This window comes from Robertmurraya phoenicis, from assembly GCF_047302285.1.
Taxonomy (GTDB): Bacteria; Bacillota; Bacilli; order Bacillales; family Cytobacillaceae; genus Robertmurraya.
Window position 1 is genome coordinate 3,473,200 of the sequence record NZ_CP154845.1, and the last position, 22,756, is coordinate 3,495,955.

26 protein-coding genes and 1 pseudogene are annotated in these 22,756 nt (G+C 36.7%); 17 read left to right on the top strand and 10 right to left on the bottom strand.

The window, feature by feature from the left end:
• Positions 1 to 8: 8 nt before the first annotated feature.
• Complete coding sequence (gene liaF / locus AA0X71_RS17275) at positions 9 to 797, bottom strand: cell wall-active antibiotics response protein LiaF (protein ID WP_413356545.1); 789 nt, start codon at positions 795 to 797, stop codon at positions 9 to 11.
• Between the two features lie 232 nt (positions 798 to 1,029).
• Between liaF and AA0X71_RS17280 the strand changes: the two genes are divergently transcribed.
• The 7 genes from AA0X71_RS17280 to AA0X71_RS17310 all read left to right on the top strand — a co-directional run bounded on the left by AA0X71_RS17280 (position 1,030) and on the right by AA0X71_RS17310 (position 9,356).
• On the top strand, positions 1,030 to 2,421 hold the full coding sequence (locus tag AA0X71_RS17280) for a hypothetical protein (RefSeq protein ID WP_413356546.1): 1,392 nt from the start codon (positions 1,030 to 1,032) through the stop codon (positions 2,419 to 2,421).
• A 147-nt stretch (positions 2,422 to 2,568) separates the two neighbouring features.
• The gene (locus AA0X71_RS17285; protein WP_413356547.1) at positions 2,569 to 3,615 is read left to right on the top strand and encodes a lactonase family protein; all 1,047 of its coding nucleotides are present in this window, start codon (positions 2,569 to 2,571) and stop codon (positions 3,613 to 3,615) included.
• 133 nt (positions 3,616 to 3,748) lie between these two features.
• Complete coding sequence (locus AA0X71_RS17290) at positions 3,749 to 4,210, top strand: hypothetical protein (protein ID WP_413356548.1); 462 nt, start codon at positions 3,749 to 3,751, stop codon at positions 4,208 to 4,210.
• Between the two features lie 118 nt (positions 4,211 to 4,328).
• Positions 4,329 to 5,522: a M20 family metallopeptidase gene (locus AA0X71_RS17295; RefSeq protein WP_413356549.1), complete on the top strand. Its 1,194-nt coding sequence runs from the start codon at positions 4,329 to 4,331 to the stop codon at positions 5,520 to 5,522.
• Between the two features lie 255 nt (positions 5,523 to 5,777).
• Positions 5,778 to 5,972: a hypothetical protein gene (locus AA0X71_RS17300; RefSeq protein WP_413356550.1), complete on the top strand. Its 195-nt coding sequence runs from the start codon at positions 5,778 to 5,780 to the stop codon at positions 5,970 to 5,972.
• Between the two features lie 73 nt (positions 5,973 to 6,045).
• A complete protein-coding gene (locus tag AA0X71_RS17305; protein WP_413356551.1) occupies positions 6,046 to 6,720 on the top strand; it encodes an ABC transporter ATP-binding protein in 675 nt (224 codons plus the stop codon).
• Positions 6,717 to 9,356, top strand: coding sequence for an FtsX-like permease family protein (locus AA0X71_RS17310; RefSeq protein ID WP_413356552.1), 2,640 nt, complete (start codon positions 6,717 to 6,719; stop codon positions 9,354 to 9,356). Before AA0X71_RS17305 ends, AA0X71_RS17310 begins: the two co-directional genes overlap by 4 nt.
• Before the next feature lie 172 nt (positions 9,357 to 9,528).
• On the opposite strand, the gene AA0X71_RS17315 is transcribed toward AA0X71_RS17310, so the two are convergent.
• Together AA0X71_RS17315 and AA0X71_RS17320 are read right to left on the bottom strand one after the other, a co-directional pair.
• Positions 9,529 to 10,194: a DUF4179 domain-containing protein gene (locus tag AA0X71_RS17315; protein ID WP_413356553.1), complete on the bottom strand. Its 666-nt coding sequence runs from the start codon at positions 10,192 to 10,194 to the stop codon at positions 9,529 to 9,531.
• Positions 10,178 to 10,727: pseudogene (locus AA0X71_RS17320) on the bottom strand (sigma-70 family RNA polymerase sigma factor). Before AA0X71_RS17320 ends, AA0X71_RS17315 begins: the two are co-directional and overlap by 17 nt.
• Positions 10,728 to 10,899: 172 nt before the next feature.
• Between AA0X71_RS17320 and AA0X71_RS17325 the strand changes: the two are divergent.
• Positions 10,900 to 11,385, top strand: a complete 486-nt coding sequence (locus tag AA0X71_RS17325; protein WP_413356554.1) for an NUDIX domain-containing protein — start codon at positions 10,900 to 10,902, stop codon at positions 11,383 to 11,385.
• A gap of 51 nt (positions 11,386 to 11,436) precedes the next feature.
• The gene (locus AA0X71_RS17330; RefSeq protein ID WP_413356555.1) at positions 11,437 to 11,871 is read left to right on the top strand and encodes a hypothetical protein; all 435 of its coding nucleotides are present in this window, start codon (positions 11,437 to 11,439) and stop codon (positions 11,869 to 11,871) included.
• 198 nt (positions 11,872 to 12,069) lie between these two features.
• Here the strand turns inward: AA0X71_RS17330 and AA0X71_RS17335 are convergent, their stop codons facing one another.
• From AA0X71_RS17335 to AA0X71_RS17345, 3 genes are all read right to left on the bottom strand, one after another.
• Positions 12,070 to 12,795, bottom strand: a complete 726-nt coding sequence (locus AA0X71_RS17335) for an EcsC family protein (RefSeq protein WP_413356557.1) — start codon at positions 12,793 to 12,795, stop codon at positions 12,070 to 12,072.
• 85 nt (positions 12,796 to 12,880) lie between these two features.
• Positions 12,881 to 14,089 (bottom strand): ABC transporter permease, encoded by a 1,209-nt coding sequence (locus AA0X71_RS17340; protein WP_413356558.1) that lies wholly within the window; start codon positions 14,087 to 14,089, stop codon positions 12,881 to 12,883.
• Entirely contained in the window at positions 14,082 to 14,822 is a 741-nt protein-coding gene (locus AA0X71_RS17345; protein ID WP_413362653.1) for an ABC transporter ATP-binding protein, read from the bottom strand. The genes AA0X71_RS17340 and AA0X71_RS17345 overlap by 8 nt, the downstream gene beginning before the upstream one ends.
• Positions 14,823 to 15,382: 560 nt before the next feature.
• On the opposite strand from AA0X71_RS17345, the gene AA0X71_RS17350 reads away from it, so the two are divergent.
• From AA0X71_RS17350 to AA0X71_RS17360, 3 genes are all read left to right on the top strand, one after another.
• The gene (locus AA0X71_RS17350) at positions 15,383 to 15,802 is read left to right on the top strand and encodes an HIT family protein (RefSeq protein WP_413356559.1); all 420 of its coding nucleotides are present in this window, start codon (positions 15,383 to 15,385) and stop codon (positions 15,800 to 15,802) included.
• A 217-nt stretch (positions 15,803 to 16,019) separates the two neighbouring features.
• Positions 16,020 to 17,099: a 3-phosphoserine/phosphohydroxythreonine transaminase gene (serC, locus tag AA0X71_RS17355; protein WP_413356560.1), complete on the top strand. Its 1,080-nt coding sequence runs from the start codon at positions 16,020 to 16,022 to the stop codon at positions 17,097 to 17,099.
• Between the two features lie 114 nt (positions 17,100 to 17,213).
• Positions 17,214 to 17,744 (top strand): tryptophan transporter, encoded by a 531-nt coding sequence (locus AA0X71_RS17360; RefSeq protein ID WP_413356561.1) that lies wholly within the window; start codon positions 17,214 to 17,216, stop codon positions 17,742 to 17,744.
• Between the two features lie 42 nt (positions 17,745 to 17,786).
• Here AA0X71_RS17360 and AA0X71_RS17365 read toward each other — a convergent pair whose 3' ends face one another.
• Positions 17,787 to 17,978, bottom strand: coding sequence for a hypothetical protein (locus tag AA0X71_RS17365; RefSeq protein ID WP_413356563.1), 192 nt, complete (start codon positions 17,976 to 17,978; stop codon positions 17,787 to 17,789).
• A gap of 162 nt (positions 17,979 to 18,140) precedes the next feature.
• Here AA0X71_RS17365 and AA0X71_RS17370 point away from each other — a divergent pair, with 162 nt between their 5' ends.
• Together AA0X71_RS17370 and AA0X71_RS17375 are read left to right on the top strand one after the other, a co-directional pair.
• The gene (locus AA0X71_RS17370; RefSeq protein WP_413356564.1) at positions 18,141 to 18,491 is read left to right on the top strand and encodes a YtxH domain-containing protein; all 351 of its coding nucleotides are present in this window, start codon (positions 18,141 to 18,143) and stop codon (positions 18,489 to 18,491) included.
• A gap of 338 nt (positions 18,492 to 18,829) precedes the next feature.
• Positions 18,830 to 19,402, top strand: coding sequence for an HTH-type transcriptional regulator Hpr (locus AA0X71_RS17375; protein WP_413356565.1), 573 nt, complete (start codon positions 18,830 to 18,832; stop codon positions 19,400 to 19,402).
• A 14-nt stretch (positions 19,403 to 19,416) separates the two neighbouring features.
• Here AA0X71_RS17375 and AA0X71_RS17380 read toward each other — a convergent pair whose 3' ends face one another.
• Positions 19,417 to 19,755, bottom strand: coding sequence for a DUF1878 family protein (locus AA0X71_RS17380; protein WP_413356566.1), 339 nt, complete (start codon positions 19,753 to 19,755; stop codon positions 19,417 to 19,419).
• A gap of 197 nt (positions 19,756 to 19,952) precedes the next feature.
• Here AA0X71_RS17380 and AA0X71_RS17385 point away from each other — a divergent pair, with 197 nt between their 5' ends.
• Together AA0X71_RS17385 and AA0X71_RS17390 are read left to right on the top strand one after the other, a co-directional pair.
• A complete protein-coding gene (locus tag AA0X71_RS17385; RefSeq protein ID WP_413356567.1) occupies positions 19,953 to 20,507 on the top strand; it encodes a DUF3267 domain-containing protein in 555 nt (184 codons plus the stop codon).
• Between the two features lie 39 nt (positions 20,508 to 20,546).
• Positions 20,547 to 20,726 (top strand): hypothetical protein, encoded by a 180-nt coding sequence (locus tag AA0X71_RS17390; protein ID WP_413362655.1) that lies wholly within the window; start codon positions 20,547 to 20,549, stop codon positions 20,724 to 20,726.
• 107 nt (positions 20,727 to 20,833) lie between these two features.
• Here the strand turns inward: AA0X71_RS17390 and AA0X71_RS17395 are convergent, their stop codons facing one another.
• Positions 20,834 to 20,920, bottom strand: a complete 87-nt coding sequence (locus AA0X71_RS17395) for a YjcZ family sporulation protein (RefSeq protein ID WP_413362657.1) — start codon at positions 20,918 to 20,920, stop codon at positions 20,834 to 20,836.
• A 400-nt stretch (positions 20,921 to 21,320) separates the two neighbouring features.
• Between AA0X71_RS17395 and AA0X71_RS17400 the strand changes: the two genes are divergently transcribed.
• Entirely contained in the window at positions 21,321 to 22,205 is an 885-nt protein-coding gene (locus tag AA0X71_RS17400) for a peptidylprolyl isomerase (RefSeq protein ID WP_413356568.1), read from the top strand.
• 95 nt (positions 22,206 to 22,300) lie between these two features.
• On the opposite strand, the gene AA0X71_RS17405 is transcribed toward AA0X71_RS17400, so the two are convergent.
• Entirely contained in the window at positions 22,301 to 22,486 is a 186-nt protein-coding gene (locus tag AA0X71_RS17405; protein WP_413356569.1) for a sporulation YhaL family protein, read from the bottom strand.
• Positions 22,487 to 22,756: the final 270 nt, after the last annotated feature.

Genomic DNA, 22,756 nt, shown 5'->3' on the forward strand with positions numbered 1-22,756 from the left:
CTTCGCTCCTACACCTTATCAATTCGAATAGAACCAATCTTAATGTCTATCGTTATTTTTAATTTCCTCGTCGCTTCATCATAGTCCTGTGATTTATAGTACATGCCCCTACTATTTAACGAATCTCCCTTATTATTAAAAATTCGAACATCCCCTATTTTCGAATGAGCTTGAATATTTACTGGAATATTCTCCGGAATAATCATCTTCACATCCCCGACCCTTCCATTAATGACGATCTGCGTTTCTCGTTCTGGGATAAAAGCTTTACTAAAATCAAAGAAGTAGTCTCCAATTGAATTGTTAAGTTCCATCGGTTCTAATGCCCAATTGCTATCTTTATAACTGACGTCTCCTATCCAACCACTAACTTTCTTTTTTTCTTGAAATTCACTACCATTGTCAGTTACAAATTCTTTATCTTTCGAGGATAGGTCTATATCAATTTTCAATGTACTATTTTTAAATAAAAGAGAAAGAGCAATGAGAATAATCAATACAGGCCAAAGCCTCCATACATCCATGAATTGTAACGAAATGACCTCAAATCTATCCAAAATTAATAGTGAAGAGAATAATAGTAATAGCGTACTAAAAGTGAATTTCTTTCTCCCTTTACGCAGGAGATTTTTTAATAACATGCTTAAACCAATAATAAAAAGAAGAAAAGGATAAAAAACGACAAAAATTTCTTTCATTTCCATGGAAATGACACCAATATTGATTAATAGGAGAACAACTCCTAACGCTAGTAAAAATAAAGCAAATAAAGTTTGATTGATCGATTTATGCTTCACAAGCTTCCCCTTCCTTCTTCCATACAGCGATCTGTTCTAATAACTCGAAGTAATCTTATTTATTAGTTTACTATTTTTTTCATAAATAAAAACAACCTATGGATGTTTTTTTCTCCGTCTAGAGGCGGAGTTCTTTTTTTACGTATCCTCCGCACTCATTTCATTTTCCAACATATTCTGTTAACACATTCAGGGCAAATGCCCAATTAACTGATCATTAGGAGGAATGAAAATGGGCGTTGAATTAACGGCGCTACATTGGATTTACGTCTTGGTCATATTCGTGATTATTGGATTTATGATCATGCGGCGTGACACAACACTCGTTTGTATTGTTGGAATCTTTCTTATTGCGATAACTGCTACAGGTTCTATAAGTACATCTGTCAGTAGTATTTTTACAAGTTTTATTTATGCGATTACCGAACTTCTTTCGACCATTCTCGTGATCTCCATCATTGTCGCCATGAGTAAAACACTCACATCTACCGGAATAAATGATGTCATGATTTCTCCCTTTGCAAAATTTATCCGTACACCTGCGCTCGCTTACTGGACGATCGGGATTTTAATGATGGTTATTTCTTGGTTCTTTTGGCCATCACCTGCTGTTGCTCTTTTAGGCGCAGTACTTCTTCCCGTTGCTTTAAGGGTCGGTTTGCCAGCTCTTGGTGTTGCCATGGCAATGAACTTGTTTGGGCACGGAATTGCCTTATCTGGAGACTTTATTATTCAAGCTGCACCAAAACTAACAGCAGATGCAGCTGGATTACCAGTTAGCGAGGTCCTCCAGGCAAGTATTCCTTTAGTGGCTGTCATGGGTGTTACGACGACAATTGCTGCCTTTTTCTTTTTAAAAAGGGATATGAAACTCGGGAAATTGACTGTCGATAGAAATACAGCACTTCAAAAAACTCAAGACGAAAAAGAAAACCTACTCAGCACGAATCAAAAACGATTTTTTGCTCTTTTTGTTCCACTGTTATTTCTGTTAGATGTCGTTGCCATGTTTGTACTCGATTTATCAGGAGGAGATGCAACCGCTCTTGTAGGTGGAACAGCAATCTTTATCCTTCTCATGATCACACTCGTTAGTCATAAAAATAAAGGACTTGAGAAAACAACGGCGTTTTTAGTGGAAGGGTTTCAATTTGGATTTAAAGTCTTTGTCCCTGTCATTCCTATTGCTGCTTTCTTCTATTTAGGAGATGCTGGTTTTTTTACAATTATCGGCGAGTTTTTACCAAGTAGTTCGGAAGGGATTGTCAATGATTTAGGGATTGCACTGGCTTCAGTTGTTCCATTAAGCAAAGAAATTGGTGCTATTACGTTAACAACGGTTGGCGCCATTACAGGCTTGGATGGTTCAGGCTTTTCAGGGATCTCTCTTGCAGGCTCGATCGCCAATCTTTTTGCCCATTCGATCGGTGCAGGGGCTGCCACATTAACTGCTCTTGGGCAAATTTCTGCGATTTGGGTTGGCGGTGGAACTCTAGTTCCTTGGGCGCTGATTCCTGCAGCTGCCATCTGTAATGTTGACCCATTTGAACTAGCCCGTAAAAATTTATTACCCGTCACCATCGGGCTTGTAGTGACGACAATCGTAGCGATGTTTTTAATATAGAAGAAAGGCAGGCCTCCAAAAAAGCTGGAGGTCTGTTACTGTACGGTTCGTTTGCAATTTAGTACACTAATGGGTATCAAGCCGTATGTTATTTATGGTGATGGTAAAAATAGTAAAGCGATTATTTCAGGAGATGGAGGAATACATATGACAAAATATACTGGATTTGTTGGTACATATACGAAAGGTGATAGTAAAGGCATCTATTCTTTTACATTAGATACCTCTCTTTCTAACATAACGGATGTTCAGGTAGCTGCTGAGCTGGAGAATCCTACTTATTTAACCGTAAGTGAAAACAATCAATACATATACTCGGTCGTTAAAGATGGAGATGAAGGTGGAGTGGCCGCCCTTTCACTCGATCCACAATCAGGAGAACTCACTCACTTAAATAAAGTGACCACGGCAGGATCACCTCCATGCCATGTAAGTGTTGGAAAGGAAAACAAAAATGTCTTCTCTGCCAATTATCACAAAGGGACGATTGAATCCTATTTGATAAATGAGGACGGAACCATTCTTCCTGCTGCTTCTGTTGCGGAACACCATGGTTCTGGTCCAGACCCTCGTCAGGAAAAACCTCACACCCATTACTCTGCTTTCACTCCAGATGAAAAGTTTGTCATTGCAGTGGAATTAGGGGTCGATAAAGTCTTTACCTATGAGATTTCAAATGGTGTCTTAAGGGAGAAAAAACAGCTAACCGTAAAAGCTGGAAGCGGTCCACGTCACATTGTCTTTCATCCGACTCAAAAATATGCCTATGTGATGACTGAATTTAGCTCGGAAGTGATCGTTCTTACTTACAATGAAAAGGAAGGTAGTTTTACTGAAATTCAGTACATATCAACACTACCTGAAACCTTTAATGAAAATAATCAAGGAAGTGCGATTCACATTTCCTCTGATGGGCGGTTTATTTATGCAGGAAATCGAGGCCATAATAGTATAGCTGTCTTCAGAGTGGACGAAGAAAACGGAACGCTCACTTTTGTTGAGCATACAAACACCGAAGGAAATTGGCCAAGAGATTTTGTCCTTGACCCATCTGAAAAATTTATCGTTGCTTCTAATCAAGAATCAAGCAATCTTGTTCTCTTCGCTAGGGACACTGAAACAGGAAAACTAACACTTTTGCAATCCGATATTACAGTTCCAGACCCTGTTTGTGTAAAATTTTTAAGTTATTAATCGTTACGGGATGAGCGAAAAGCTCATCCTTTTTAATTTCCCTTCTATTCGCATAACCTCTGCTTAAATTAGTCATTTATTGGATATTTTATATAAGTAATGGAGATTATTTAAGATTGAGGTGGAAACATTCATGACATCAAAACACAAAATATTCAACCTAATAATCCTCATCACTCCATGGCTGTCGTTATTATTTTATGGCAAGCGTGATTTTAAGCGGTATGCTGTTTCAGGAGTGACAATCGCGATTTTTGAGACGGTAAATCATTGGTATGGAAATCGTAAGAAATGGTGGAATTTCATTGAAAAACCAAGAAATTTTTTCAGAGATGAACTTCCCTTTGATCTTGGGATTTACATGCCCTTATCGATGTGGATATTTAAAATTTCACGAGGTAGCTTTGTAAAATTTGTCATGATTAATGCGGTAGCAAATGCTCTTTTTGCTTTTATTGGTATGGACTTGTTAAAAAAGTTTAAAATCGTTGGTCTTTATCGTTTCAGCCGCACACAATTCTTTCTCTATTTACACTATAAAGTTTATATCTTATATGCAGTGCAGTACTTAGTTGATAAATGGAGAAATAGATAAGGAAGCAAATCTCGCTTCCTTTTTTTCGTGCCCCAAAATAAATCGTAAGCCATCTTTCAATACTTCTGTTATAATTATCGCAATAGACTAAATTTTTATATAACAAGGAGTGTTGAGAATGATCAATGAGTTATTTTCAAAGCTAGAAGGTTATTATGATGAAATGGTCTCGATTAGACGCTATTTGCATCAAAATCCGGAACTCTCTTTTAAGGAAGTCAATACAGCCAATTACATTAAAAGCTATTATGAAAATTTAGGAATTGAAGTAAAAGGCAATGTTGGTGGCAATGGGGTTGTGGCAAAAATTTACGGTGGCAAGCCTGGACAAACGATCGCCCTTCGTGCCGATTTTGACGCTCTTCCAATTCAAGAAGAAAACGATGTACCATATAAATCTCTTAATCCTGGCGTCATGCATGCTTGCGGACATGACGGTCATACGGCGACACTACTAGTGCTCGCAAAAGTCTTACATGAACTAAAGGATGAGTTGGAAGGTACATATGTCATGATTCATCAACATGCTGAAGAATATGCACCAGGTGGCGCGATTTCCATGATTAAAGACGGTTGCTTAGATGGAGTTGACGTGATTTTCGGAACACATCTTTGGGCAAGTGAACCTACTGGAAAAATCCAATACCGAACTGGTCCGATTATGGCTGCCGCTGACCGTTTTGAAATCCAGATCCAAGGTCAAGGTGGACATGGGGCACAACCGCATAAAACGAAGGATTCTGTCGTCATTGCTTCTCAACTCGTTCTTAATCTACAACAAATTGTCAGTCGCCGAGTGAACCCTGTTGATTCAGCCGTCATCTCTGTTGGTTCTTTTGTTGCTGAGAATGCCTTTAATGTCATTGCGGATAAAGCGAAACTAGTTGGTACGGTAAGAACCTTTAAAGAAGATGTCCGTACTTTTATCGAAAATGAGATTGAAAGAGTCGTCAAAGGAACATGTCTTGCTGCTGACTGCGATTATTCGTATGAATTTAACCGAGGCTATCCAGCCGTCGTGAATCATGCAGAGGAAACAGATTTTCTTGTGGAATGCGTTAAGTCGATCCCTTCTGTCCAAACGGTGGAGGAAGCGGAACTCCAAATGGGTGGAGAAGATTTTGCCTACTATTTGCAGCATGTAAAAGGGACATTCTTCTTCACAGGCGCAAGACCAGAAGGCGTACCTGTAGCTTATCCGCATCACCATCCTAAATTCGATATCGATGAAAAAGCGTTATTAGTGGCTGCAAAGGCATTAGGTTCAGCTGCCCTGACATATAAGGCTCAGAAAAAAGAAGTTTCATTATAATGCTATTGGTGAAGAGGCCTTTGAGGTCTCTTCTTTTTGATCAAAAACGGAAACCCAAAATATAAACGATAGTAGATATGATGACACCGCCCTATAATTCGGACGATTCTACTTGAATTCGAAACTTTTATGACCTATTATAACTATTTTTGACAAATTTTTTAGAATTTTTAAAATAAATAGTTTACAAAAATAGGAAACTACTATATGATGATTTTGGGATTGCAATCACCTAATATTTGGAGGTTATAAAACATGTTCAAAAAACTAATGTTTGGATTTAGCCTAATAAATGCCAGCAGTAATAGTAATTCTATGAAATATTCATATCGCTACAGTTCTAGCGCTCCATATGAAATTTACAAACCTGAAATTCGTATTGAAGACGCAAGTGGTCACCTTCATATCGCAAGTGGTACAGTTATTAAATATCTAACTAAACCATTATAATTTTCATCAAATTTATTCAATTAAGACTGTTCACTTAAAATGTGGACAGTTTTCATAAGGAGGCTTGTGATTAATGAGTATTATCCATTTAGAAAATGTTGAGGTTGAATACAACGGTATTCACACCGTACATGCCCTTAAAGGAGTTTCTTTATCCATCGAAAAAGGCGAGTGGATTACCATATTGGGTCCATCTGGTTCTGGTAAAACGACTCTATTAAATATAATTGGTGGTATGGAACGTTCCACATCAGGAGAAGTGAGAATATCAGACACAGAACTAGCTCAGCTTTCTGATGATCATCTTCAAAATTTCCGCCGAGATAAAATCGGATTCATTTTTCAAAATTATAGGCTCTTGGAACAATTCACCGTGCTTGAAAATGTGATGCTTCCTCAGTGGCCCTATAAACCGAAAAAAGAAATTGAAACAAGAGCTACTGAAATGTTAACTCAATTAGGAATGATCCATCGCTTGCATCATTTGCCAGGCGAGTTATCTGGTGGAGAAAAGCAGAGAACAGCGATTGCGAGAGCGATGGTACACTCTCCTGAAATATTACTCTGTGATGAACCAACAGGAAATTTAGATCGTGAAAATCGAGATAATGTTTTATCCTGCTTGAATGATTTAAAACAAGACGGAATGACAATTATCCTAGTTACTCACGACGAGGAAATCGCAAGCTTCGGCGATCAAATTCTCTATTTACGAGATGGAATTCTGAAAGAGAGGATTAGAACATGAAAGGACTTATATACCGACAGTTTAGACATCGATTAGGGTCTTCCTTACTATTTATATTTGCATTTATTCTCATTTTTTCTATCACCCCTTTCGTCATGTCTTTTTTGGAAAACTCACAAAAACAAGTAGAGTCGGATATTACCTTTTATGGTCGTGGTAGCTATGATTTACTCGTGCGCCCTCTCGAAATTGAAAGCGAAATAGAAAAAAAGCAAGGAATTGTTCCTGAAAATTACATTGGGTTTGGTGAGGGTGGTATTTCAATCAGTCAGTGGAATAAGATTCAGGAACGCACTGACATTGAAATTGCTGCCCCCGTTGCCTCCTTAGGTTATTTTACTGGAATTAACACAAACATCGGTTTGCCGTTCCCTGAAGAATCCACAAGATATGTTGCTCAATATGTAACGACAGATGGGATTAATCAATATCCTATCAGCGAACAATATGTATGTGCCATGTTAGAAACAGCTGGTACTCTCCCTGTTAGATATAAGAGATGGTATCCAAAATTTGAGAATATCTTCTCTATGAGCTTAGTAGAACTTTGTACGGGAGAAGCTGTTCAATTCCCCCTACCTGTCACTTATCATTTGTTGGTTGGAATTGATCCTTTGGAAGAAGAGAAATTAACTGGAATCGTCTTTGATGGGATTGATGAAGAAAAGCCAAAAACCGGCTATGGGGGAATGTACCAAAGTGCATATCCCAATGCTACACTTATTCCTGTGCTCGACAACAAAGATTCATTTGTGCCAGTTGAGCTAACAGGCACGATTGACCGATTGGATATCGGTCCTGAAGATACAAAAAATTATCGTGATGTACTAGGATTATCAGATGAATTTAAAAAAGATGATGTCAATATTGTTACATTTCATGAACTGTTAAATATAAGTTCCCAAGTTCGCGAAGATTTTCTTACGGAAATTACCCACTTACCACCCATTCAATCAGAAAATCTCACGATTGACTTTGGTTCAAAGCTAAATCCTTTTTATCAAAATACAGCCCTTAGGATCAATGAGGATGGTGAAATTAGCGATTTAGAAGCAGGAGATGGATATGTTCAAGTATTAGATTTAAATAACACTTCGCAATACTATCGTGCTGGTCAACCAAAGTATATAGAAAACGATGGCAGACTAACAGTTCCAAAGCTAGGGGAGAAAGATGGAGTCCCCATCTATAGAGAGGTCGAAACACTTGGAATGACGATGATGGAATCCTTTGATACTCAGGAGCCCATTTGGGTTATTGATCCAGTCGGTGAGTTCGATCCAGGAGAAAGAGAGGAAACTCTGGCATCTAGTCCCCTTGGAATTTATCAACAAGCACCTGTTACATACACGGAAGAAGATGGAACAGTCAAGACGGTGAAAGCAACCACTCAACCAGGAAGTTTTGTCACCCCTGCTACATCTGGCGTGACAAATATTCATTCAGCATCATTGATCAAAGGGGAACAACCCATTGATGCCATTCGTGTAAAAGTAGCTGGGATTGGCGGCTATACGAAAGATGCCGCTAAAAAAATTGAAGAGGTTGCGAAAGAAATCGAGGCAATGGGACTTCATGTTTCTGTCGTTGCGGGAGCCTCCCCTCAAAATCTAGAGGTTGACATAGAAGGACTTGGAACCGTCACTGAATCTTGGACGACCCTCGGTGCATCTGGAACTCTAGTATCTCAGTGGGATTTGACAAATTTGATTCTTAGTATCGCTTTTTTCTTTGTTGCCTTTACTTATATCATTAACCGTTTTCTATTTTGGCAAGTGTCAAAAGAAAATGAACTTAATACGCTTACGTATCTTGGCTGGAATCGAAAATATATTTTGAAACTATTAAGATTGGAAATTCTGTTGTTAACAGGGGTTGCTTGGGCCATTTCATTCGTAGGAATCGTGATCTATCAAATTTTGCAAGATGGACCAAGTTCTATCTATTTATGGCATACTGGGTTATCTATTATGACCATTCTAATCTTGTCTCTTTCAGTAGGGAAGAATTCACATCGTAAAAAACCAACACCAAAAAAAGGATTGGTTTTGAAAAGTATGGTTTTAAAAAATATCAAATTTTATAGTAAGTTCATACGTTCTCCCTTTCTTCAGCTTATTGTTGTAAGTGGGCTATCTACTTATGTATATCTATCATTAACAGAAACAGTCCAACAAACAAATGTAACTCTACTTGGAGAATACGTAAATTTACAAACGAGTGGTTGGCACTTCCTTTTAATTATCTGTGCATACCTACTCGCGATCTTTACTTTAGGAGAAGCTTTAAGTTCTTTATTAACAGCAAGACAACATGAGATTGGTGTATTCCGATCTATAGGTTGGAAAAGTAAACATATTTTAATCTTCTATTTACGAGAAATTACTTTATGGTCAGCCTGTTCCATCCTAATCGGCAATATCCTATGTATCATCTTATTTTCTAATCTATATGACATGAGCAATTCCATGTGGTCAGCTAGTGTATTATCAGCTTGTGGTTTCTTCCTACTAGTCGTTCTTTTTGCAGTAATCAATCTTATATATTTCTTAAAGAAAGATCTATCTTCTACTTTGAGCTTAAGAAGAAATAAAGCTCTTAAGAAATCTACTTACTCTTATGAGGTAAAGCAGTAAATATGTTGGTTTCTAAGAGTTTTTTCGTTGCTTACTCAAAAAGAGCTCTGGAGCTCCTCGTATAGCTAAGGGTTTTCTAAACCATAAATTAAAGAAGTTACTCTTCTCTTATTGAGCAAAATAAACCACCACTGTATTATTTTTACACAGTGGTGGTTACTTTTTACAACTATTATTTTTCTATCTCAACAATTATGGGAGCTAGTTCAAAGGATTCCATTGGAGCCTTGCTATTGATCATACGATAAATATTCCCATTCTCATCCTTACCATCTGCTTTAGTGAGTTCTGCGATTGGTGTGATAATTAAACTAGATGCTTCAGGATCAAGTTTCTTTAGTGTAATGGAATTATAAAAAATTCTATGGTTATCCCCTTTCACAGAACTGTCCAAATATACATTTCCTAAATTATCTCTTACCTCAAGCTCTTTCTCACTATCTATTTCATAGGTCACATAAATAATCCTCCCATCAAAAATTGCCTCTTTAATTGTTACTTTTATCCCCTTATCTTCCTGGACAAGATTCAACTTATTTGCATTAGCATCATAATTTTCATATAAACCATTATCATTAAACAGTTTGAAAATCCCACCTATTACGGGAATTTCATCTGCAAAGGTTGTAAACGATAATCCAAAAAGTGAAACTGAAGAAATACCAATTGCTATGGATGCAGCAGTCATAGTTCTTTTCCATACTGAAGGCATTCTTCTATTAATTTTCTTTTTCAATTCTCTTTTTACTTTTTCTCTTTCTTTCTTGCTTACTTCTATATTTTCAAATTCACTTACATCTAAATCAACATCATTTAGAAAATCATAAATGTCCTTCATACAAGTACCTCCCGCCTTCGCTAAAAATTCCACTCTTCAGCTTCTTCTTTCCCCGATGAATTCGGTTATTGACCGCAGACTTAGTCAAATTTAACTTTTCTGCTATTTCTTCTGAGTTGAAATCCATCAAATACCTCATCATAAAAATCTTCTGATCCATTGGATCTAATTGGCTAATCAACTCCAATAGTTCATCCTCATGATCAAACTCCATCGAAAGAGAAATAGGTACTTTTATGTGCTCCAAGGAGAGTTCTTTCCTCTTAACTCCCCTTCTGTAATAATCAATCGCACGATATTTAGCAATGGCGCAAATCCATTTCTTGAAATCTATCTCATCGTTACCACGAAATTTTTGTGCATTTTGCCAGATCGATAGAAAGATATCATTTACACATTCGCCAACCATCTCTTCTTGATGAAGTGGCCCAAGGACCTTTCGCACGATCCCTTTCATAAGAGGCGATATACTCAAGAGCGTCTTCCCTTCCAGTCTGGAGACGTTGGATAAAATTCGTATCATTGGATTTCATAGATTTTCTCCTTAACTTTTTGTAAAAGCTTTTACACTACTTATAACGTAAGGAATACCATTATTTTCTCATAGATCGCCAAAGTTTTTATAAATTTCCAAATTATTTTACATTAATAGCAATTAATGCGAAGATATGTACAGAATAAAATTCAAGAGACGGAGGACGATTCATGCCTTATCACATTAGAGTTAGAGCTTGTGCACTCATTATCGAAAACAATTCCATTTTGTTAGTAGAATTCAATGATCATAGAGGGATACATTATAATCTCCCTGCTGGCGGCGTGGAACCGAATGAATCGATTATTGAGGCTGTTAAAAGAGAGGCAAAAGAAGAAGCGTCTATTGATGTTGAAGTGGGCCCATTAGCAATGGTTTATGAATACGCACCACATTTAAATGAGCAAAAATATGGGAGTGTTCAATCGTTACAGCTCATGTTTGAATGTAAAATAAAGGATGGCTCCACCCCTCAAATGCCAGCTAATCCAGACCCGAATCAAACTGGCGTGAAATGGATAAGTTTAGACGATTTACATTCTATTGAACTTTATCCAAACATCCGAGAGCACATTATCCACTATTCGAAAACAAAAGAGACAATTAACTACATAGAGGAACAGAATCTCGAACAATACGTAAAGTTAAAAGACTAAAATTCAGAAGGCACTTTCATATGAGAGGCGGATTTCAGGATGAAAAGTCTATTGAAAAAAATTTTAGTAATATCTTTATTACAAGTAGCACTCCTTTCTTCCACTGCTCAAGCATTAGAATGGGCTTACCCTTTTGTTGTTTGGAAAGGGAACGTATATGAAGTGAAACAAGAAGAAATGATTAAAGAAGACGAGATTGGTAAAATCATAGGAAAAGTTAAAACGTCAGCTGACGATATGACTGGAGAATATTATGGGGATGCGTCAAATTACTATCCAAAAGGAACGGAATATTACGAAATTAAGGGGACATCAACTTCCACCGCCATCGCGGTAAGGGATAATGAGCAATGGATGAATGCTGTTTATGTTCATGAAGCTCCTTTTCACATAATGAATGTAGTCTTCAATTACTATTTCATAGCTGCTATTCTCATTATTGCAATTATAGTCGTCACAGTTACGATATCTAAACAAAAGAAATAACCTTTAACTAAACAGGATGTTTGAATTTCTCTTCTTTCGGACAGTTCTCGGAGCATAGAAAACCCTACTGTCCGAAGCACGGCTCTTTTCGGACTCTTCTCCAAAAACTAATACTCCCGCTGTCCGAATTCCGTCTGTATTACCCTCCAGCCACAAATATAAATCAGGGACACTACTCACCGTAATGTCCCTTTCTGTCTAATAAAGTTTCGGAGCACTTCCTAGTATACGTATACGATAGGCATTTTTGGCAACTTCGCCTAGATGCTCCATTAAATTATAGTTGGCGTAAGCGCCGACGATAGCTCCAATTCCCGGGACGAGCTGAAGCATTTTGACAAAATCAATATAGTCCCGATATTCCTGCTGGAACTCTTGCCAGTCCATATCGATGATTTCTTTCTTCCGCTCCTCCCAATTCTCAATGATCTGAAGCGTCTCTTTCCTCTTTTCATCACTGGAAAAAGCGAGCTGAAAAATATGAAGGATAAACAGCCTTTCCTCATATTCTTTCGTATCAAAACCATAGACTGCCGCCGCTTCAAAAAGAAATTTCATCTTGATCGATAATAATAATGGAAAATCAGCTAAACCGAGAAGAATGCCGCCTGCTCCTGTTCCCGCACCTTCAACCGTCGCTGTTTTTTGATAAACGGCAATCTTTTCGGTGAGCTTTTTTTCTCGCTCTTCCAACGATAAATTTCTTGTCAGCTCCATTTTCGTTGTAAAGCTGGAACCTGCTACCGTCATTTTTACCATATTTTTAATGCTATCCGTTATGACAGTATGGACTTTTTCTGGGATCTTTTCATTTATTTTTTCCTGAGCTTTTTTCGATACGCGTTTAATTAAGTTGGAGCGTTTCAAAAGCTTTCTTTTCCATTCTTGCACTTCCTCATAAGCTTTTTGCTCGTAATGATTCATGTAGGATACATCCTTTAACAACGTGATAATATAGCATACGACTATACATCCAATTAGTTTCAAGTAATATCCACGATCCTATTCTCTATACAATCGTTTTTCTTCTATAGAAGTTTACAAAGACATAGCTGAAGACGAGTCCTGTGCCAATTGATATAAGACCAACAAGCCAGTCTGCCTTTAAAAACAATGGTAATGATAACAATAATGTTTGAACCATCAACACCTTTGTCAAAAACCCTTTGAATGAGCTACTCTTCAATGATTCCGCTACAGGATATAATTGAATCCAAATTTTATTCTGATGATGATTCCATAAAGGGAATAATTGAAAGCCTGTTAAAAACAGGAATAACAGAACAAACAATATTTGTCCATTTCCAAAGGTAATAAAATAAAGAGCGAGCATGCCAATCATCGTTAAACGTATGAAAATTCCTAAGTAATCTCCACCGCGGATAAACGTATGGACGTATAAATGTGTATAGACACTCTCATGGTGATACTTCAGCATGCCAGAAAGCCAATCCAACCATTTTCGCCTTTTCACCTGGTCTCTTAGCTTCGGAACATCTGTAAACATATTCGCCAATCGATAAAAGGACATCATCCTTCTCTCTTCCTGTTCAATTAAGAAATCCCATTTGAGACCCATCTCTTTTGTTTGCGAAAAATAAAAAGCGTATAGAAGAGCGTAAATGACAACAATCGGAATAAAAAACCAAATCGTCGCATGAGAGAAAAGTAAATAAAGAAATGCTCCATTGACAAAATAACGAACAACGGAGTCAATGCGATGGACATTCACATCCACATATAATTGCACTCTCCAGCGAATGATGATATTCAAGCCTTTTAACAGGCACATGAGCAATAGAAATAAGAAGAAACCACTATAACTCCCTTCATTTACATGAGCATACATTGGCATGAATACACCTAACCCAATGAATAACAAATATAGTTGAACAAAGAAGCTTACAATCATAGAACGCTGAAAATAAGGCTTAAGTCTTTCCTCAAGAGGAATGAGAAAAATCCGGTCAGCTTCCAATAAAAAAGTAAAAATAGGGCTGATAGTAACCACTAAAGCTAAAGTAATCGCCATTATGAGCGCTACTGGAAAATCTGTGCTTAACGTACTTATCCATTCCTGATAATAGTACGCAGCTGTTCCAATTAAAAACACCAAAATAATCACGATATGTCCGTTAAAAATGTAACGAAAATACTTCCCTAACTCCTTAACTGTATTCCCAAATCTCTGCTTCCAAAGAATCTTTTCCTCAAACATAGTCTTCTTCCTTTGTTAACTGGATGTATAAGTCATCCAGTGTAGCATTTGGCATCGAAAATTGCTCTCTTAGCTCCTCTAACGTTCCTTTCGCTCTTACCTGTCCCTCGTGTAAAATGACAAAGCGATCACAATAACGCTCCGCGGTTGCTAAAATATGGGTGGACATTAAGATCCCTGCTCCCTCATCCTTCATTTTTTTCATTAGATCAAGGAGTGATTGAATCCCTAAAGGATCCAATCCAACAAATGGTTCATCGACTATGTAAAGACTCGGTTGCACCAAAAAGGCACACATAATCATCACCTTTTGTTTCATCCCCTTTGAAAAATGGGCGGGGAACCATTTTAAGCGCTTATTCATACGGAATTCCTTTAATAATACTTCTTTGCGCTGTTCAAAAATACTTTTATCCAAACCATATGCCATGGCAGTCATCGATAAATGCTCATCTAAAGTTAATTCATCATACAAAATCGGGGTTTCAGGAACAAAGGTAAACTCTCTGCGGTAAGCTTCTTTATTTTCCTGAATTGACTTCCCGTTGATCTCGATATTTCCTTTTTGCGGTTCCATTAACCCAATAATATGCTTAATCGTCGTACTCTTCCCTGCACCATTTAAACCAATCAATCCAACCATTTCATTGCGATTGACTTCAAATGAAACATTTTTTAAAACAGGGTTCCGCGTATAGCCCCCTGTTACATCATTGATTTGTAGCAATGTCATCATCAACAACTCCCAAACGTAGTTAGCCTCATTTTACCAAATTATTTTACTAAAAAATAGAAATAGCTATATGCATAGTTCACTTCGTTTGGGACATGATAATATTCGAAGGGGAAACAAAGAGATGATTTTAAAAACATCATCAAAATTTTGAAGTGGGGTGTCTGTCGCAGGCATATAACACTCAAAGACGTTTCCTATGTTCAAAATAAGGGGATGGTTGTATTGGACTATTAAGTTCATGTAACCAAAAGATCTAACGTTACACACATTGATAAAAAAATGAGGTGTTGACGAAAGACTATCTACCTGCTTTATACGTTGAAGAAACATATAAAGAAATAAGGGGATGGTACGCTTGAACTATGGATCGATTTCTCACTAGATAACATTCATGTAAATGAGGTGTTTATCAAAGAGAATAACCCGAAAGAGAACAAGGAATAGTTTTCCCCTTCACACGGCGGGCGGGATTCCATGCGGATCCTGTCCGTTCTTTTTTTTATTTTATGTTATCCCTGTGGTAAAATATACTAAATGAAAATGAAAGGAGCTTAGACATGAGCGATTGTATTTTTTGTAAAATTGTCGATGGCGACATTCCAGCTGCAAAAGTGTTTGAAAATGAACATGTCGTAGCATTTCTAGATATTAGCCAAGTGACAAAAGGACATACCCTCGTCATTCCGAAAGTACATAAAGAAAATCTGTATGAACTTACACCCGAAATTGCAGCAAACTTATTTGAAGCGGTTCCGAAAATCGCAAATGCTTTAAAAGCTACATATGAACCAATTGGTTTAAACCTTCTCAACAACAACGGTGAAAAGGCTGGACAATCAGTGTTCCATTTTCACTTACATCTCATCCCACGTTATGGTGAAGGTGACGGCTTCGGAGCTGTTTGGAAATCACATCAAAGCGAGTATAAGCCAGAAGATTATCAACAAATGGCAATCGCTATCCAAAAAAATCTATAAAAAATAAGGCTTCTCAGTTTTCTGAGAGGTCTTTTTTACGTTGTTTCCGCAATGATTATGTTTTTTTTTCGTAAATGTCCTGCGAAAAGTGCCTTTTTTGATTATTAAAAAAATATTCATTTACACCCTCTTTTATATTCTGTAGAATTTATCACATAAAACTTTCCTTCTTTAAAGCAATGTTGTGAAAATTCTATGTTAGTGGAGGTTCCAGAAAATGACGCGAGCACTAAATTTTAATGCAGGACCTGCCGCTTTACCTGAAGCGGTTCTCCAAGAAGCACAGAAGCACTTATTGAATTTCAACGGTACAGGTATGTCCGTCATGGAGTTAAGTCATCGTAGCAAGGACTATGAAGAGGTGCATAACGGTGCCAAAAATCAACTGCGAAAATTACTATCGATTCCAGACGATTACGAAATTCTCTTCCTTCAAGGTGGGGCAAGCCTACAATTTTCCATGATCCCGATGAACCTATTAACGGAAGGAAAAATTGCTCATTATGTTTTAACTGGTTCTTGGTCTGAAAAAGCCCTTAAAGAAGCAAAAAAGCATGGAACTACTTCCATTCTAGCTTCGACAAAGGATGAAAATTATCGGTCCATTCCTGCTCTAAGTGTTGAGCTACTTGATCAGAATGCTTCCTACATCCATATTACAAGCAATAATACGATTTATGGAACTGAGTGGAAAGCTTATCCTGATGTATCCATTCCACTAATTGCTGATATGTCCAGTGACATTCTTAGTAAGCAGTTAAACGTGGAGCAGTTTGGACTCATCTATGCAGGCGCCCAAAAAAATCTAGGTCCTTCTGGCGTAACAGTCGTCATCATGAAAAAGGATTTAATTCAGACACCTGCCGAAAATTTACCCACTATGCTTAGCTATGAAACCTATAGCAAAAACAATTCTCTTTATAACACCCCTCCTACTCTTGCGATCTACTTACTTAAGCTTGTCCTTGATTGGGTCGAACAAGAAGGTGGCATAGAGGCAATGGAAAAAAGGAATAACGAAAAGGGGAAAATTCTCTATAATGTTATAGATGAGAGCAATGGCTTCTATACAGGTCATGCAACACCTGATAGTCGTTCCAATATGAATGTGACGTTTACATTGCCATCTGAGGAAAAGACGAAGGAATTTTTAAGCTTGGCGAAAGAAAAAGGATTTGTTGGCTTAAATGGTCATCGTTCTGTCGGAGGATGCCGGGCTTCCATCTATAATGCTGTTCCTGTTGACCATGTCGTTCAATTGGCTGAGTTTATGAAATCGTTTCAAAGACGTCTTTAGCTTATAGACGAAAAAAATGTTTATGATATAATAGGAGAAAGCTTTTCGCTACAGGCAATGAGTGCACTGTAGGAGAGGTGAAGATAAGTTAGTCGAGATGAGGAGAGATGAGAAATGAAAACGAAAAATCTTGTTGCACTTGCCCTATTAGTTGGGATGGGTGCTGTATTGCACGCGGTGATGCCCGGTATCGTCTTTGGAATGAAGCCAGATATGATGCTAGCGATGATGTTTTTAGGAATTGTTCTATTCCCTGATAGAAAGAGTGTTTTACTATTAAGTATTGTCACTGGAGTTATCTCCGGATTGACAACAACTTTTCCAGGAGGACTTATTCCAAACATTATTGATAAGCCGATTACAGCCTTTGTTTTCTTTGGACTATTTTTAGCTCTTAAGAAACTCCGTTCTAATATTATCAGTGTTGCCGTTTTAACAGCATTAGGTACAGTTATTTCGGGAATTGTATTTTTAGGTTCTGCCTTTTTAATTGTAGGCTTACCAGGGCCTTTTGCAGCACTTTTTGCAGGGGTTGTCTTACCAGCAACAGCTGCAAATACAATCGCCATGGTTGTGCTTTATCCGGTAGCCGTAACCGTTGTTAAAAGAACAAAACTTTCAACAGGGCAAACAGTCAGCAACTAAAAATTTGGAACCCATTCTCTGGGTTCCTTTTCTTTTGCCTCTTTATTTTAAGGCTGCTACAAACATTCCTAAAAATAAACAGATGATTGCCACCACTCCTAAGGCGAGGGCTCGTCTCTTTAAAACTTTCTTTGGCGGATAAAAACCTGGCTTTTTAATTGACAATGTATTATAAATGGCCCCAAAGACTAAGACCATGCTTAAAGTGAATAACCCAAAGATAACACCATCCAACCATCCTCACTCCTTTATCTCCAACTAATAAATCTTCATGCCACCTTGCTTATCTTTTCTTCAAATCCTTTAAAAAGGGTATAATACATATATATGCGAAAATTCAGGTGGCTATGAAGCGAATAGTGGAAGAATAGCAAATATTAGAAGAGGTGAATGTAGTTGAACAAAAAATCATTACTGATGGGGTTCCTAATTGGAGGTATTTCCGCTGGAGTTGCGACCTTGCTTTCCACCCCTTCTTCAGGCAAAGAAACGAGAACATACATAAAAGAAAATACGCAAATATGGAAAGAACAGATACTCGAACTAACATCGGATCTAGATAGACTCAAAAGTTCCTTAACCGCACTTACTAAAGAAGGGAAGGATGGCATTAGCTCCTTTATAAAAGATGTTAAAATACTCGTCGAGACGTGGAAGATTGACATGAAACCCCATGAAGAACAACTAAAAAAAGAGTTACAAACGTTACAAAACTCCATTCAAGAATTAGAGTCGACGATCAAATAACTGAATACCCGACAAAATCCTTCTTTTACCAGTATTTTTTTTTACAAAAAAGAAGGATTTTTATATTTTAAAGCAGAAAAGTAATATATTATAAAAATGTTCATTTTACGGTGAAACATTTTCTGCTTCCAATCGTATTTTATATAAGCACAGAAATTTAAAAAACCATCCAAGAGTTTACTAAAACCTTCTGATTAATATTTCCATTAAGACCAATTATTACCTTAGTTTAACTTTTTGTAAAAAAATTTCTAAAAATTTAGTATATTTTTTCTTTATTTCTTATTGTTTTCTTGGCATAATGAAATAAAGAATATTAAAGCGGGTGAATGTTGGGGATGACAGAGAAAAATTATACAATGAAAGAAGCGATGATTTTCAGTCAAAGAATAGCACAATTAAGCAAAGCGTTATGGAAGTCGATTGAGAAAGATTGGCAGCAATGGATTAAACCAGCAGATTTAAATATCAATGAGCACCACATCTTATGGATTGCTTATCACCTAAACGGTTCATCCATTTCAGATGTAGCCAAATTTGGAGTTATGCATGTATCAACAGCCTTCAATTTTTCTAAAAAATTAGAAGAAAGAGGCTTGCTCGAGTTTTCTAAAAAAGAAAGCGACAAACGAAATACGTATATCAAATTAACGGAAAAAGGCGAGGAACTTTTACTAAGCTTAATGGAAACCTATGATCCAGATAAAAATTCAGTATTTACAGGTGCCATGCCATTGAAAAATTTATATGGGAAGTTTCCAGAAATCGTAGAAATGATGGCCATTGTCCGCAATGTGTACGGGGATGATTTTATGGAGATTTTTGAAAGATCCTTTGAAAATATCGAAAACGAATTCGATGATAAAGATGGGACCTTAACAAAAAAGGATCCTTCCAAAGAATTAGTGTAATCTCTTTTTAAGGATCATTTTACAAATTTTTTCAATTCTAACATTAAAGGTAAATATATTTTTTGGCGGAGACATGCTTGAACGACTTCTTTCGCATCGAGGTTTGGATGCAAAGAGTCCTTGAAGCTTTTAAAGAGAGATTCAAAATAGACAAAACCCTCCGCTTGTTGCTCTTCAAGTGCAATGGTCAACTCCTCACACTTTGCAAAAAAGTGTTCGACGTCCTTTCTACTTAAAGACTTTTCGACAATTAATTTATAAAACTGATCATCGCTTTTGGATATCATCATCAATAATATTGATTGATGATATTCAAGGCGATTGATTTTTTCTAGCAAGGTATCAAGGTCCATAAAAAAACCTCTTTCGAGTATATTATCGATATTTGGACAAAAGATGATCTATGTCCGCTCTTATTTTACACAAAACATAACTAAAAATGAAATAAGAAACCTATTGATTTTTTTATTCTTTGATTGTAAAGTATCAGAAGTGAGATCATGATTCACATTTCACATCGACGAATTATTCTACTAGCTCCTTTTGGGGGATGATACTTTTGAATTGCTGGAAAACAATTAACTACACAAAACAATACGGTCCTCAAAGACTATTTATCATATCCTTGATGACTATGTTATTAGCATTTATTATATTATATATGATGATGTCTCATTTATTAGTGCCGACTACTCTATATGATAATCATTTTGCCGTATTAGTATTCGGCTTGCTCTTTACCTATCCACTCCATAAATTTTTGCATTTTTTACCAATTGCTCATCTTGGTCCAAAAATCAAAAAGAAAATCGAGTGGAAATATGGAATCTATCCAATTATCGAAATTAGAGTTCATGAGCCCATTACAAAAACATTATTTCTAATTGCCTTGCTTATGCCTTTATTCGTGATTACGACTTTCCTAAGCCTATCATTCTTTTTATTTGAACATTATGTTCACTATATTACGATTTTAATGGCTTACCAGATTGGATTATCTGTTCCAGACTTGCTCCATGCAAGTAATATTGTAAGAGCTCCGAGAAATGCTTTTATAGAGGAAAATGAAGATGGCTTTGAAATTTTAATTACAAAGCATCAATAACGCTTTACTGATGATTATGCCTAAAGGAGGGATTTTGTGATCATCTCCATTTTTATTATTTTTGCTATATTTATATTGTTTAACATTAATAAACTAACAAATTCCCTTTGTTTGCAAAAAGAAATCCCGGAAGAAAAACACGCAAAGATATTTAGAACGATAAATGTTTTAATTACCATCCTTTTAATATCTTCATACATTGAAATTTTATTCACATAGGTTACGACAAAAAAGAAGAACATGGCGTGTGCCGTGTTCTTCTTTTAATATTTTTACTTTGAGAATTGTCTAGTTCCGGCGGCTAAACACACCACCTCCACTTTTCCTTATAGCCATGCTGCTCCAACAATGATTAATAGAATGAACAACACAACGATTAAAGCGAAACCACCACCGTATCCTGCTGCACCCATAATAACACCTCCTTCCAAGATAAGAATTGTCTAAATAATCCCCCTACCGTACTGGCAAGTTATCTGTTTTTAATTGGTACATAGACCATTGATTTGTTTGGATTCCCTCTCATCTTGTAGAAGAGGACTTAACTGCTTACACTTTATCCTATGTATTAGTCCTTATTTTGGAATAGGTATACTGCCTATTTTTGAGGATAACCTATTTAAAAATTGGGTATGGTTTTGCTTTTGTTCTTTTTCCAAATTATGATATAGTATACTTTGTGGTAACCAGTGATACATTTTAAAATAGGTTTTCTTATTATGATGGCAAACGAATAAAAAACAAGGGAATGGTTTTCATCTATCCAATGAAATGTAGTCACATCAAGAAATTTAATTTATAGGAGTTGTTTTAATGAAGAAGTGGGTCCTTTCCCTATTTTTACTTGTAGGTATCATTACTTTAGCTGCATGTAATAACGGGGGTAATTCTGAAACAGTCGCAGAAACAAAAGCAGGCAACGTAACAAAGGACGAGCTTTATGAAGCAATGAAGAAGTCCTATGGACAAAACGTCCTTCAACAATTAGTTTATGAAAAAATCTTATCTGACAAATATGAAGTAACCGATGAAGAACTTGACGCAAAATTAAACGAAGTGAAAGAGCAGTTAGGTGCCAACTTCGAAATGGCGTTAATGCAATACAATATGACTGAAGAAAGCTTCAAGGAAAGCTTAAAGTTAGATCTTCTTGTCGAAAAGGCCGCTACTGCAGACATGGAAGTAACGGAAGAAGAAATTCAAGAGTACTACGATAACTATCAACCACAAATTAAAGCACGCCATATTCTTGTTGAAGATGAAGCTACAGCTAAAGAAGTGAAAACGAAGCTTGATGAGGGCGGAGATTTTGCTGAATTAGCAAAAGAATATTCTCAAGATGGCTCTGCTGAAGCAGGTGGAGACCTTGGTTGGTTCGGTCCTGGAATGATGGTTGAACCATTTGAAGAAGCTGCATATGCACTTGATGTAAATGAAATCAGTGATCCTGTTCAATCTGAACATGGTTTCCATATCATCCAAGTAACAGAAAAAGAAGAAAAGAAATCTTTAGAGGACATGAAATCTGAAATTGAATATGAAGTGAAAGTATCCAAAATCGATAACACGATGATGACAGAAGCACTTCAAAAAGAATTAAAAGAAGCGAACGTAAAGATCAGTGATGAGGAATTAAGCGGCTTTATGCAGACTGAAGATCCTGCAGACGCTGAGACTGAAACTGAATCTGAGAAATAATATCGCTCAACTTGAAAGCAGTCTGAACACGTAAGTTCAGACTGCTTTTTTGATCATGAGTGGGCAATTTCTTCTTTTAGTTGATGGTCAGAATTTTAACCAAAGGAACGACTCTCGCTTTTTTCTTCTTTTTTCTTTTCTAACCGTTCCATATAGACTTCGCCTTCTTTTTCGATTAGTTCATTTTCTTTTTCTCTTTCTTCTCTGCCTGTTTTAACAGCCATAAAGGCACTGATCATAATTCCTCCAACAATCAATAAAATCCAAAAAGGCACATCCATTTTTCTTTCCTCCATTACAATAAATAGATTTGTACAAGCTTCTTTGATTTCATTGTATGCATGAGTCTTCAGAATATGATGGTACTAGCAGAGATTAAAAGAAAAACCTCATCTGAAGAAAAAGGTTGCTATTATCAATCCAACTATAATATCTTCAAGTTCTAAATAATAAAAGCTAGTTCATACTATTCAACTTTAATTCCTTTTATCAGTGGCTCTTATCTCAATCATTGTTGCTATTGATCAATAAAATCAAATAGAAAATCCATA